Below are 13,005 nucleotides of genomic sequence, written 5' to 3'. Positions count from 1 at the left end.
TTTGGAGCGCCTGAAACCGTTTTTCCATGGACGCCCAAAACTGCTGGTGGTCGATGACCAGCCAATCAACATCCGGGTTCTGCACGAGCTGTTTCGTCCCGAGTGCGATGTCTTCATGGCCACCCATGGCGAACAGGCACTGACCATCAGCCGTGAACTGCGCCCTGACCTGATCCTGCTCGACGTGGTCATGCCCGGCATGGACGGCTACGAAGTCTGTCGGCGCCTCAAGGCCAATCCCGAAACCAGCGAGATCCCGATCATCTTCGTCACCGGCAAGAGCCATGAGGACGATGAAGCCACGGGCTTCGAGCTCGGCGCGGTGGATTACATCCGCAAGCCCTTCAACGCGCTGGTGGTCCGCGCTCGCGTGATCAACCACCTGCGCCTGAAACTGCAAGGCGACTACCTGCGTCAGATGGCCCTGATCGACGGCCTGACCAGCATTCTCAACCGCCGTGGCTTCGACGAGCGCTTCGACGCGGCCAGAGCGCAGGCCCAGCGCGAGCAGAAGCCGCTGTCGCTGCTGATGATCGATGTCGACTACTTCAAGCGCTACAACGACCAGTACGGACACCTGCGCGGCGACCAGTGCCTGCGTGACGTCGCCCAGGCGCTGGCCAACACCCTGAACCGTCCCTATGACCTCGTCGCGCGCTTCGGTGGCGAGGAGTTCGCCGCCCTGCTGCCGGATACCGACGAAGCCGGCGCGCGCCAGGTAGCCGAACGCCTGCAGGAAGCCATCAGGCGCCTGGCCATCGAACACGGCAGTTCGGACGTGGCCACTGTCCTGACCCTGTCCATCGGCAGTGCGACCCTGCCGCCGAACGCTGGCGCCAGCGTGGAGCAGCACCTGAACTGGGCCGACGAGCAGCTGTACAGGGCCAAGGCCGAGGGACGCGATCGCATCTGCAGCAAGACCTACACCTCGCCCGTGAGAATGAGCAGCGAGGCCTGACAGGCGCCCGGGGCCTCGCTCAGAGGTCCAGCACCAGGCTCTGGCGCTCTTCGCTGGCAGCCGGCACCGCGCAGCAGATCAACACGCTATCGCCCTCCGGCAGCTGTGCCGGCGGATTCGGGTAGTGCACCGCACCGCTGACCAGCCGCGTCTTGCAGGTACCGCAGGAACCGCCACGGCAACTGAACTCAGGCGTCAGCCCGCGGCTCTCCGCCAGTTCCAGCAGGCTGCCGCTGCCCGGTGTCCAACGGGCCTCCTTGGCCGAGGCGGTGAAGTACACCGGCACCGGCTCGCTCGCCGCAGGCGGCTGGGCCGGTTCACTGGCCCCTCCGGCCTGGCGGCGTGTCAGCGTCGAGGGGCCGAACGCCTCGGCATGGATGCGCTCATCGGCCACATTGAGGTCGCGCAAGCCGTCGTAGATCGTCTGAGTGAAGGCCGCCGGCCCGCACAGGTAGAAGTCGTAGTCATCGAACGACAGCGCGTGCTTGATCTGCTGCAGATCGATCCGCCCCTGCTGTTCGTAGTCACGTCCCAGCTCGGCATCGGCCTCTGGCGCGCTCAATGCGCGGTGAACGTGCAACAGCCCCTTGCCACGTTGCTGCAGTTCACGCAGTTCGGCCTGGAACGGCAGGTCGCGCAGGCAACGTGCGCCCTGGAAGAAATGGATGCGCTTGCCCTGCCCCAGCGCCACCTGCTCGCGCAGCATCGACAGCAGTGGCGTGATGCCGACGCCGGCACCGATCAGCACCACGGGACGGGGGCTGTCGCTATCGAGGGTGAAACTGCCCAGCGGTGGCCGTACGTCGAGCAGGTCGCCGACCCGGACCTGCTCGTGCAGGTGCCTGGAAACCTGGCCCTGTGCCTTGACGCTGATACGCAGGTGAGCATCCGATGGCGCGCTGGACAGGCTGTAGGTGCGCAGCAGTTGCTGCCCATCGGCGCGGGTGATCCGGATCGGCAGATGCTGGCCCGCGGCGAAGCGTGGCGCATCGCCCAGTTCGGGTGCCAGCACCAGTGAGCGGATATCGGCGCTCTCCTGCTGCACGCTGCTTACGCGCCAGCGCTGCCAGGCGTTGCGCTGCTCGCGCTCGCGCAGCCGTGCGTCGGCCTGCGCCCAGGTGCCGGTCATCAGGCTGGTCGGTGCGTAGGCTTCGAACGCCCAGCGCAGCGACGCCGCCGCAGGACGCAGGACCACCTGCTCGACATCGAAGGTCCACAGCCGTTCGGCACCCTCGAACAACCTGATCAGCGGGCTGTCGAGAATGATCTCGGCACGCCCGGCCAGCTGCAGCACGTCACCGCTGCTGAAATCGACGAACAGCAGACCGGCCCGCGGGTTGACGCTGAGGTTGCCCAGAGTGTTGAAGTGCAGGTTGCCGGCGTAGTCCGGGATGGTCAGGCGATTGCCCTGCACGCGCACGAAACCGGCGCGCCCGCCACGGTGAGAAACGTCCACCGAGCGCCGGCCATCGTCGTGTTCGACGTAACTGGCCACGAAGAAGGTATCGGCGCTGGCGATCATCGCGGCGCTGCGCGCATCCAGCTCGTGCGCATCCAGGCGCTCGCTGGCCCGCCCCTCGGGCACCCGCTGGTAGTGGCGCAGCTGGATGTACTGCGGGCAGTTGCCGAAGGAATGCTCCACGCTGATCTCCAGGCGCTGCGCCGAGGCCCGCTGGATATGCCCGTTGATACGGTTGCGCCGGCGCGTGTGCAGCTCGATGCCGAGCAGGCCGATGGCCTCGCCGGCAGCGAGGCCGGCGGTGGCCGGGTCGAGTGGATCGAGCGCCATGGCGTCGAGATCGAACGACAGGCTGCGTGGATCGGGCGAGGTGACGAAGCCCTCCTCGCCCTCGATCAGCGTCGCCCAGGGCTGGCCCGAGCCGTCGACGGCAGCGGCGATCATGAAGGGCAACTGGTGATAGAACTCGCGATGCTGATCCGGCATATAGTCGCGAATCACCTTCTGCCCGAGCACTTCCATGCGCTCGGCGACGCCCACCTTCTCCTGCAATTGCCTTTCACCTGCATGCCAGGGCGAGTGCCGGTGACTGGGGAGCTGTTGCATGTTGCGCCCTCCTTCAGAGGTGCTGCCGGTAACCCGGCAGCGGGCGTGGATCAGGCCTGCAGACCGGCAGCGGTACGCGGCATGGGCACGAAACCCGGCAGCGCCTCGATGCGCGCCAGCCAGGCACGGATATTCGGGTAGGGCTCCAGCGACACGTTGCCTTCCGGCGCGTGAGCGATGTAGGAGTAGTTGGCGACGTCGGCGATGCTCGGCTTGTCACCGGTGAGGAACGGGGTGTCGCTCAACTCGCCTTCCATGATCTTGAACAGGGCATGGGCGCGATTGATCACCTCTTCGCTGTTGAAGGCGTAACCGAATACCGTGACCAGACGCGCAGCAGCCGGGCCGAAGGCCACCTGGCCGGCGGCCACCGACAACCAGCGCTGTACGCGGGCGGCGGCGGCAGGCTCCTTGGGCAGCCAGTCGTCATTGCCATAACGCGTGGCCAGGTACAGGAGAATGGCGTTGGAGTCACTGATGATGGTGCCGCCGTCATCGATCACCGGTACCTGGCCGAAGGGGTTGAGCGCGAGGAACTCTGGCGTCTTGTGCTCGCCCTTGGCCAGATCGACGAAGATCAGCTCGGTTGGCAGTTGCAGCAGCGAGAGCATCAGCTCGGCGCGGTGGGCATGGCCGGAACGGGGAAAGTTGTACAGCTTGATAGCGGGACGGGACATGGCGATGACTCCTTGGAGTTGGCTAAGGTCACCGCGAGACGACTTGCCTTCGCGACGATGGGGCCATGTTCACCTCATCCATCGATGAAAAGAATCCCCATCCAAGGCAATCCACTATTTCACTTTCTGCAATCAAGCAGTCGCTCAGGCCCGGAATGCCGGGTGGGCACGCAGGCGCGGCACCACGAAATCGAGAAAACTGCGCACCCGCGCGGCAGCCCGGCGCCCTTCGCGGTAGTACAGCTGCACCGGCAGGGGCGCGGCGGCGAAGTCGTCCAGCACCGTCTGCAGCTGACCACTGCGCAACTCCTGATCGACCTCGTAGCTGAGGCAGCGCGTCAGGCCGAAGCCGGAAACGGCCGCCCGAATCGCGGCCTGCGCGGTATTGCAGACCAGGCGCGGCGCAAGCTTCGTCTGCTGGTTGGCGAAGCGCCAGTCGGCGACATGCCCCGTCGAGGACGTGGCGATGATGCGATGCGCGTGCAAGGCCTGCGGAGTGTCCGGCCGGCCCCGGCGCTGCAGGTAGTCCGGCGCCGCGCAGACCAGCGGCCGCACCTGGCCCAGCGGCACGGCGAAGCCGGACGAGCTGGGCAGGTGGCCGACCACCAGCGCCAGGTCGACGCCCTCTTCCACCAGCCGTGGCAGCTCTTCACGCGCCAGGGTGGTCAGGCTGACGTCGGGAAACGCGGCCAGATAACCCAGGGCGATGGGCGTCAGCACCTGATGGATCATCAGCAACGGCAGCGCCACCTGCAGATGCCCGGCCGGGTTCGCGTGCAGCCCCGAGACGGAGCGCTCGGCCTCTGCCACGCGCAGGAGGATGCCCTCGCAGCGCTCGGCGAAACCCTCACCGGCCGCGCTCGGGCTGACGCCACGCGGCCCACGCAGCAGCAGCCTGCTGTCCAGGCGCCGTTCCAGCGCGGCGATGCTGCGCATCACGCTGGCCGGCGACAGCTGCAACTGCCGCGCGGCAGCGGCCAGGCTTCCCGCCTGAACGACGGCGAGAAACACCTGCATCTCGCGGTACGGGTTCATGCCGCCGGTGGCTGGCCGGCCGCCCGCAAGGCCGGGTCGGCACGGAAGCTCGCCGCGCAGTAGTCGACGAAGGCACGCACCTTGGCCGAGACCTGGCGGCCGCCCTGATGAATGATGTGCACCGGCAGCGCAGGCGGCTCGAAGGCCTCCAGCACCAGTTCGACCTCGCCACGGGCCACCGCCGCCGCGACCTGATAGGACAGCACACGGGTGTAGCCCCAGCCCAGGCGCGCCGCACTGATCGCCGCCTGGTTGGAGTTGACGGTGAAACGCGGTGTGGGGGTGAAACCGAAGGTGCCGTCCGCCGCGCTGAACTGCCAGTGACTGAGCAGCCCGCTGCCACTGGGCATGACGATGGGCGCGCTGCGCAGCTCATCCGGATGGCGTGGCCGCCCGACACGATCGAGGAACGCCGGGGACGCGCACAGCACCTGGCGCACCTGCCCGACCTGCAGTGCCGGGTGATCGCCCTCGGGCAACGAGCCGATGCGCACGGCGATGTCGATGCCCTCCTCCATCATGTTCACCACGCGGTCGACCAGCAGCGCGTTGATCTCCACCTCCGGGTACAGATCGAGGTACTGGGCGATGCGTGGAATCAGGAACAGCTCGCCGAACATCACCGGTGCCGTCACCGTCAGCCGGCCACGCGGCCGCACGCTGCCACCGGCTGCCAGCTCTTCGGCCTCCTCCAGTTCGAGCAGGATGCGCCGGCAGTCCTCGACATACCGCTGGCCGGCCTCGGTCAGGCGCAAGCTGCGCGTGCTGCGGGCCAGCAACAGCGTGCCCAGACGTGCCTCCAGTGCCGCGACGGCACGGGTCACGCTGGGTGGCGAGATGCCCAGCAGCTTGGCGCCACCGGCGAAGCTCTCGGCTTCGGTCACCGCCAGCAGCACCCTCATTTCCTGAAACCGATCCATCGTCACCGCCTGGTCGTCTGTTGTGCCGGCACAGAGTAAAGCATGCCGCCGCCGTGGCAGGACTCAGCGTCGGCTCAGGGCCAGACGTGCAGCGAACAGCACGAACACCAGGCCGGTGCCGCGATCCATCCACTTGATCACCTGCTCACGGCGCAGCCAGTGGCCGAGCGGCCGGGTCGCGCCGATCAGCAGCAGCACCCAGACCAGGCTGAGCGCCACGTGGATGCCCACCAGGGCGAAGGTCCAGGCAATCAGCGGCTGCCCGTGCGGAATGAACTGCGGCAGGAAGGACACGTAGAAGATGCCCACCTTGGGGTTGAGCACATTGCCCAGCAGACCGCGCAGGAACCAGTTGGCGCCGGGCGTGCCGGAGGCCTGCGCCGCTGCCAGCGAGGTGCGCGGGCGCACCAGCATGTTCAGCCCGAGCCAGGCCAGATAAGCCGCGCCGCAGTACTTGAGGAGGTTATAGGCAAACTCGGAGACGGCCAGCAGCGCACCCAGCCCGAAGGCCACCGCCGCGCCCCAGAGCAGGCAGCCGGCATTGATGCCGAGGGCGGCGCGCAAGGCCTGCTGCCGCCCCTCGACGGCAGCCGTACGCAGCACCAGCGCCGTGTCGATGCCCGGCGTGAGGGTCAGCAGGCTGGCTGCCAGGGTGAAGGCGATCAGGTTCTCGGCAAAGGGCATCGACGGCGACTCGCAGGCTGGGGCTGACGGAGGCCGATTATAGGCAGCGCAGGCAGGAAAAAATAAGCCGACGCGGCAGGCGCCGAGGGCACGCCTTGCCCAGCGTTTCCGACGCCCGTGGCGACACGGGCGCCGAACAGCGCCTCGTCAGCCGCGATACGCCTCGAACAGCCCGGTGGCGCCCATGCCGCCGCCGACGCACATGGTGACGATGCCGTAGCGCAGCTCACGCCGCTGCAGTTCACGCACCAGGTGGCCGACCTGGCGCGAGCCGGTCATGCCGAAGGGATGGCCGATGGAGATGGAGCCGCCATTGACGTTGTACTTGTCGTTGTCGATGCCCAGGGTGTCGCGGCAGTACAGGCACTGCGAAGCGAAGGCCTCGTTCAGTTCCCACAGGTCGATGTCGGCCACGCTCAGGCCCTTGGCCGCGAGCAGCTTGGTTACCGAATACACCGGGCCGATGCCCATCTCGTCCGGCTCGCAACCGGCAACGGTGAAGCCACGGAAGTACGCCTTGGGCGTGAGGCCCAGCTCCAGGGCCTTGTCCAGGCTCATCACCAGGGTCATGGAGGCGCCATCGGAGAGCTGCGAAGCGTTGCCGGCCGTCACGCTGCCGGCCGGATCGAACGCCGGTTGCAGCTTGGCCAGGGATTCCAGGGTGGTGTCCGGGCGGTTGCAGTCATCCGCCTCGACCACGCCGTCGACGATCCGCTTCTCGCCCGTGGCCTTGTCTTCGACCTGGTACTTCACCGCCATCGGCACGATCTCGTCGGCATACAGGCCTGCGGCCTGGGCACGCGCGGTACGCTGCTGGCTCTGCAGGGCATAGGCGTCCTGCGCCTCGCGGGTCACGCCATAACGGCTGGCCACGATCTCGGCGGTCTTGCCCATGGGGTAGTAGATGCCGGGGTTGTCCTGCTGCAACAGCGGATTGAACAGGTTGTCCATGTTCATGCTTTTCAGGGTCATGGTGATGGACTCGACGCCACCAGCGACGATGATCTCGCTGCAGCCGGACGCCACCTGGTTGGCGGCGATGGCGATGGCCTGCAGGCCGGAGGAACAGAAGCGGTTGAGCGTCATGCCCGCCACCGGATTGCCCAGGCGCGAGAGTGCCGCGACGTTGCGACCGATGTTCATGCCCTGCGCGCCCTCGTTGGAGCCCGCCCCGACGATGCAGTCATCGACCAGTTTCGGGTCGATGCCGTTGCGCACCAGCAGGGCATCGACGCAATGGGCGGCCATGTCGTCCGGCCGGGTCATATTGAACTTGCCGCGGAAGGACTTGGCCAGGCCAGTCCGTACGCTGTCGACGATCACCACTTCACGCATGACGCACCTCGTTGTTATTGGATGGCGAATGCACCGAAGATAAATCCAGCCACTGTCGGGAAGCGACCATCATTGATCTGGCGTATACGGGTCGATGGGACCAGGGGCGAGGCCCGCTCGACCGAAAGCATGGCCCGGGACTGGCCAGCCCGGATGGTAGTTGCGCTGTTCAAGAGCATCGCCAGGCCCTGTCGCCCAGGTGGCACCCGTGACGATCAAAAGCATCGCGGCTGAAGCCGCTCCCACAGGCACTCCGCCGTTCCTGCCGATGCGTAGCTACAGACGCCCCACCATTCCGGCCGATGCACACCTACAGACGCTCCACGTCCCGGCCGATACGCACGATCCCGTAGGAGCGGCTTTAGCCGCGATAGCGCCTGAGCCTCCGGCGAAGGCCGCCCGATGCACTTGCCAGGCCCCGTCGCCCAGATGGCGCCCGTGACGATCAAAAGCATCGCGGCTGAAGCCGCTCCCACAGATGCGCAGCGCGCCTGCCGATGCGCGCCTACAGACGATCCACCGTTCCGGTCGATATACACCAACCCGTAGGAGCGGCTTTAGCCGCGATAGCGCCTGAGCCTGCGGCGAAGGCCGCCCGATGCACTTGCCAGGCCCCGTCGCCCATATGGCACCCGTGACGATCAAAAGCATCGCGGCTGAAGCCGCTCCCACAGACACTCCGCCGTTCCTGCCAATGCGTACCTACAGACGCCCCACCATTCCGGCCCATGCGCAGCGCGCCTGCCGATGCGCACGGAAACCGTGGGAGGGGCTTCAGCCGCGACAGGCATCAGTCCCTGGCGAAAGCCGCCTCGATGGCCTCGTTGAGGGTGCGCAGGACCTTGACCCGGGCGAAGCGCTTGTCGTTGGCCTCGATCAGCGTCCAGGGGGCGATCTCGGTGCTGGTGCGGTCGACCATGTCGCCCACCGCATCGGCGTAGTCATCCCACTTGTCGCGGTTGCGCCAGTCTTCCTCGGTGATCTTGAAGCGCTTGAACGGGATCTGCTCGCGCTCCTTGAAGCGCTGCAACTGCGTCTGCTGGTCGATGGCCAGCCAGAACTTCACCAGGATCACCCCGGCGCTGGTCAGCTCTTCCTCGAAGTCGTTGATCTCGCCATAGGCGCGCAGCCAGTCGCCTTCGCTGCAGAAGCCCTCGACCCGCTCCACCAGCACGCGGCCGTACCAGCTGCGGTCGAAGATGGTGAAGTGCCCGCGCGCGGGGATGTGCCGCCAGAACCGCCACAGATAGGGTTGCGCTCGCTCCTCCTCGGTCGGTGCGGCCACCGGCACGATGCGGTACTGGCGCGGGTCCAGGGCGCCGGTGACCCGGCGAATCGCGCCCCCCTTGCCCGCCGCGTCGTTGCCTTCGAACACCGCGAGCAGGGCGTGCTTGCGCATGCGCTTGTCGCGCATCAGGCCGGACAGACGCGCCTGCTCGGTGGCCAGCTGTTCCTTGTAGTCGTCCTTGCCGAGTGCCTGGGTCATGTCCAGGCTGGCCAGCAGGCCGCGATTGTCCAGGCTGGAGATCAGCGGCGCGGCGTGCGGCTGCAACTTCGTCCCCTGCGGGCTGGCCAGCGCCGCCTGCAGGCCTTCGAGGAGGATGCGTCCGACGGTCAGGCTGCGGTAGTAGTGGTCGACGCCCTCGACCACGTACCAAGGCGCGTAGTCGCGGCTGGTACGACGCAGGATGCGCTCGCCGTAGCGCACGAACTTGTCGTAGGTCTTCGACTGCTGCCAGTCCAGCGGGCTGATCCGCCAGCTGTGCAGCGGATCGTCCTTGAGCGCTTCGAGGCGCGATTTCATCTGTTTCTTGGACAGGTGAAACCAGAACTTGAAGATCAGCGCCCCCTCGTCGCAGAGCATGCGCTCCAGGCGCTCGGCACCGTCGATGGCCTGGTCCAGCACGGCATCCTTGAAACGCCCATGTACCCGCCCCTGCAGCATCTGGCTGTACCAGTTGCCGAAGAACACGCCCATGCGCCCCTTGGGCGGAAGCTGACGCCAGTAGCGCCAGGCCGGCGGACGCGCCAGCTCCTCGTCGGTCTGCAGGTCGAAGGTGCTGACCTGGATCAGCCGTGGGTCCATCCACTCGTTGAGCAGCTTGACCGTCTCGCCCTTGCCGGCCCCTTCGACACCGTTGATCAGCACGATCACCGGAAAGCGCGCCTGCTGCTTCAGCTCGTACTGCGCTTCCAGCAACGCCTCGCGCAACGCCGGCTCTTCGGCGTCGAACGTGGCCTTGTCGATGGTGCGGCCGATTTCGGCGGATTCGAACATGCAGTGACCTCCCTGGAATGGTCATGACAGCCTAACGGATAGGCCGCGACTTTGCCTGACGCCGAAGTGTCGCGACTTGACCTGAGCCGGGAAAACACCCTGCACAACGGGTAGAATCGCCGCCTGCTCTGCCCGGAACCCCGTCATGCCCGATCTGCACAACGCCCAGCTCGACTGGGACGAACACGGCCAGCCGCTGTCACGCAGCTATGGCGACGTGTACTTCTCCCGCGCCAACGGCCTGGAGGAAACCCGCCACGTGTTCCTCGCCCACAACCGTATCAGCGAGCGCTGCCAGGCCCTGCCGGCCGGCGGCAGCCTGGTGATCGGCGAGACCGGCTTCGGCACCGGGCTGAACTTTCTCTGCGCCTGGCAGGCCTTCGCCGAACACGCGCCGGCCGATGCCCGCCTGCATTTCGTCAGCGTCGAGAAATTCCCGCTGAGCGCCGCCGACCTGCAGCGCGCCCTGGCCCTGTGGCCGGAACTGGCGCCCTTCGCCACGCCGCTGCTGGCGCAGTACCGGGCAATCCATCCGGGTTTCCAGCGCCTGCTGCTCGACGGCGGCCGCGTGGTGCTGACGCTGATGATCGGCGACGTGCTCGACTGCCTGCCGCAGCTCGACGCACAGGTCGACGCCTGGTTCCTCGATGGCTTCGCCCCGGCGAAGAACCCGGAGATGTGGACGCCAGAGCTGTTCGCCGAACTGGCCCGGCTGTCCGCACCCGGCGCCACCCTGGCCACCTTCACCAGTGCGGGGTTCGTCCGCCGCGGGCTGATCGAAGCCGGCTTCGCCATGGTTCGCGTCAAGGGTTTCGGCCACAAGCGCGAGATGCTCGCCGGGCCTTTCCAGCACACCCACCGCCAGGGCGTCGCGCCCTGGTTCGCCCGCCCCGAGCCGCCCAGCGCCGAACGCCATGCCGTGGTCATCGGCGCCGGCCTGGCCGGCTGTGCCACGGCAGCCAGCCTGGCCGCGCGCGGCTGGCGGGTGACCCTGCTGGAACGCCAGGACGACGTCGCCCGCGAGGCCTCGGGCAATCCGCAGGGCGTGCTCTACCTCAAGCTCTCGGCCCATGGCACATCGCTGTCGCGCCTGATCGTCGCCGGTTTCGGCCACACCCGGCGCCTGCTCGAACGCCTGCAGCGCGGCCAGGACTGGGATGCCTGCGGCGTGCTGCAGCTGGCCTTCGACGCCAAGGAAGGCGAACGCCAAGGCAAACTGGCCGCCGCCTTCCCCGCCGACCTGCTGCAGCCGTTGAGCCAGGCCGAAGCCGAGCAGCGCGCCGCTGTCGCCCTGCCCGCCGGTGGTCTGTTCTACCCCGATGCCGGCTGGGTGCACCCGCCGGCGCTGTGCCGGCACCTGGTGCAGCACCCGCTGATCAGCCTGCAGACCTACCGCGAGGCGCTGGGCCTGCAGCGCCAGGCTGACCGCTGGCAGGTCAGCGGGGCCAGCGGCGTGCTGGCCGAGGCGCCTGTCGTGGTGCTGGCCTGCGCCGCCGAGATAGGCCGCTTGCTGCCGGCCGCGAACCTGCCGCTCAAGCGCATTCGCGGGCAGATCAGCCGCCTGCCGGCCAGCGACGCCAGCCGCGCGCTGCGCACGGTGGTCTGCGCCGAAGGCTACGTCGCCCCGCCGCGAGAGGGGGAACACACCCTCGGCGCCAGCTTCGACTTTCACAGTGACGACCTCACGCCCAGCGTCGCCGAACACGCCGGCAACCTGGCGCTGCTGGAGGAAATCTCCACGGACCTCAGCCAGCGTCTGGGTGCGCCGGCGCTCGATCCGGCCACGCTGCAGGGCCGCGCCGCCTTCCGCTGCACCAGCCCGGACTACCTGCCGCTGGTCGGGCCACTGGCCGAGCAGTCGGCCTTCGCCGAGGCCTATGCCGTGTTGGCCAGGGACGCCCGCCAGGTGCCGGACGCACCCTGCCCCTGGCTGCCCGGCCTGTACATCAACAGCGGCCATGGCTCGCGCGGGCTGATCACGGCGCCGCTGTCAGGCGAGCTGATCGCCGCCTGGCTGAACGGCGAGCCCTTGCCGGTGCCGCGCGAAGTGGCCGAGGCCAGCCACCCCAATCGCTTCATGCTGCGCAAGCTGATTCGCGGCACCTAGGCGCGGGCCTGCGTCAGCACCGGCCGGGGTTTGCGAAACACCAGCACGTTGCCCAGCATCACCAGGCCCAGGCCGAGCAGCGCCGGGGCCGTCCACTGGTAGCCTTCGGCGAACACCGAGATATTCAGCGCCACCACCGGAAACAGCACGGTGCAGTAGGCCGCGCGCTCCGGCCCCATGCGCCCGACCAGGGTCAGGTAGGCGGTGAAACCGATCACCGATCCGGGAATCGCCAGGTACAGCAGCGAACCGACGTAGCGCAGGCTCCAGTCGAACGCGAACGGCGTGCCGCTGACCAGGCAGATCAGCACCAGCATCAGGGCGCCGTAGAGCATGCCCCAGGCGTTGGTGGTCAGCGGCTTGAGGCCGGCCTTCTGCTGCAGGCTGGAGAGCATGTTGCCGGCCGAGAAGAACAGCGTGCCGCACAGCGCCAGGCCAATGCCCAGCAGGCTTTCCCGGGTGGCCTGGTGGCCGGCCAGTTCGGGCCAGAACAGCAGTCCCAGCCCGCCCAGGCCAAGGGCGCCACCCAGCAACACGTTGCTGGCGATGCGCTGCTTGAAGAACAGCCGCGCATTGATCGCGTTCCACAGGGTCGCGGTGGAGAAGATCACCGCGATCAGGCCACTGGGAATCCACTGACTGGCGGTGTAGAAGCACAGGAAGTTGAGGCAGAACAGGCACAGCCCCTGCACCACGCAGATCCCCTGGGCGCGGCGATCCAGCGGCTGCAGGCGCCCGCTGAGCCAGAGCATGACGAACAGCACCAGCGAGGCCAGGGCGAAGCGGTAGGCGATGGAGGCGGCAAGCGCCACCTCGCCGACCTGGAGTTTGATGGCGATCCAGGTGGTGCCCCAGATCAGTACGGTAAGCAGGTAGAGCGACAGGTTCATCGAGTTTCTCCCAAGACTGCGTACAGTCTGGAAGCAGCGCTGGTCTCGTGCTTGCA

At 67.5% G+C, this 13,005-nt stretch carries 10 protein-coding genes; 2 read left to right on the top strand and 8 right to left on the bottom strand.

From position 1 onward, the window contains the following. Position 1 precedes the first annotated feature (1 nt). Entirely contained in the window at positions 2-958 is a 957-nt protein-coding gene (locus E4487_RS17255) for a diguanylate cyclase domain-containing protein (protein WP_257229446.1), read from the top strand. 19 nt (positions 959-977) lie between these two features. Here E4487_RS17255 and E4487_RS17250 read toward each other — a convergent pair whose 3' ends face one another. The 7 genes from E4487_RS17250 to pap form a co-directional block, all read right to left on the bottom strand. Next, entirely contained in the window at positions 978-3,023 is a 2,046-nt protein-coding gene (locus E4487_RS17250) for a pyridoxamine 5'-phosphate oxidase family protein (RefSeq protein ID WP_175253948.1), read from the bottom strand. Between the two features lie 50 nt (positions 3,024-3,073). Continuing rightward, on the bottom strand, positions 3,074-3,700 hold the full coding sequence (locus E4487_RS17245) for a glutathione S-transferase family protein (protein WP_152488847.1): 627 nt from the start codon (positions 3,698-3,700) through the stop codon (positions 3,074-3,076). A 144-nt stretch (positions 3,701-3,844) separates the two neighbouring features. Further along, positions 3,845-4,735 carry a LysR family transcriptional regulator gene (locus E4487_RS17240; RefSeq protein WP_175253947.1) on the bottom strand — a complete coding sequence of 297 codons (891 nt, stop codon included), beginning with the start codon at positions 4,733-4,735 and terminating at the stop codon, positions 3,845-3,847. Further along, positions 4,732-5,655 (bottom strand): LysR family transcriptional regulator, encoded by a 924-nt coding sequence (locus tag E4487_RS17235; RefSeq protein ID WP_175253946.1) that lies wholly within the window; start codon positions 5,653-5,655, stop codon positions 4,732-4,734. The genes E4487_RS17240 and E4487_RS17235 overlap by 4 nt, the downstream gene beginning before the upstream one ends. 63 nt (positions 5,656-5,718) lie before the next feature. Beyond that, positions 5,719-6,339: a LysE family translocator gene (locus tag E4487_RS17230; RefSeq protein WP_175253945.1), complete on the bottom strand. Its 621-nt coding sequence runs from the start codon at positions 6,337-6,339 to the stop codon at positions 5,719-5,721. 147 nt (positions 6,340-6,486) lie between these two features. Further along, positions 6,487-7,674 (bottom strand): thiolase family protein, encoded by a 1,188-nt coding sequence (locus E4487_RS17225; RefSeq protein ID WP_175253944.1) that lies wholly within the window; start codon positions 7,672-7,674, stop codon positions 6,487-6,489. A gap of 790 nt (positions 7,675-8,464) precedes the next feature. Further along, a complete protein-coding gene (pap, locus tag E4487_RS17220) occupies positions 8,465-9,952 on the bottom strand; it encodes a polyphosphate:AMP phosphotransferase (protein ID WP_175253943.1) in 1,488 nt (495 codons plus the stop codon). 145 nt (positions 9,953-10,097) lie between these two features. On the opposite strand from pap, the gene mnmC reads away from it, so the two are divergent. Further along, positions 10,098-12,059 carry a bifunctional tRNA (5-methylaminomethyl-2-thiouridine)(34)-methyltransferase MnmD/FAD-dependent 5-carboxymethylaminomethyl-2-thiouridine(34) oxidoreductase MnmC gene (mnmC, locus tag E4487_RS17215; RefSeq protein WP_150609914.1) on the top strand — a complete coding sequence of 654 codons (1,962 nt, stop codon included), beginning with the start codon at positions 10,098-10,100 and terminating at the stop codon, positions 12,057-12,059. Here mnmC and E4487_RS17210 read toward each other — a convergent pair. Then, on the bottom strand, positions 12,056-12,949 hold the full coding sequence (locus E4487_RS17210) for a DMT family transporter (RefSeq protein ID WP_150609916.1): 894 nt from the start codon (positions 12,947-12,949) through the stop codon (positions 12,056-12,058). The two genes, mnmC and E4487_RS17210, sit on opposite strands and share 4 nt — an antisense overlap. Positions 12,950-13,005: the final 56 nt, after the last annotated feature.

The organism is Pseudomonas sp. BMW13 (assembly GCF_013357275.1).
Taxonomy (GTDB): Bacteria; Pseudomonadota; Gammaproteobacteria; order Pseudomonadales; family Pseudomonadaceae; genus Aquipseudomonas; species Aquipseudomonas khazarica.
The sequence above is the reverse complement of the archived record's forward strand: the minus strand, read 5'-3'. Positions and strand labels throughout refer to the sequence as shown.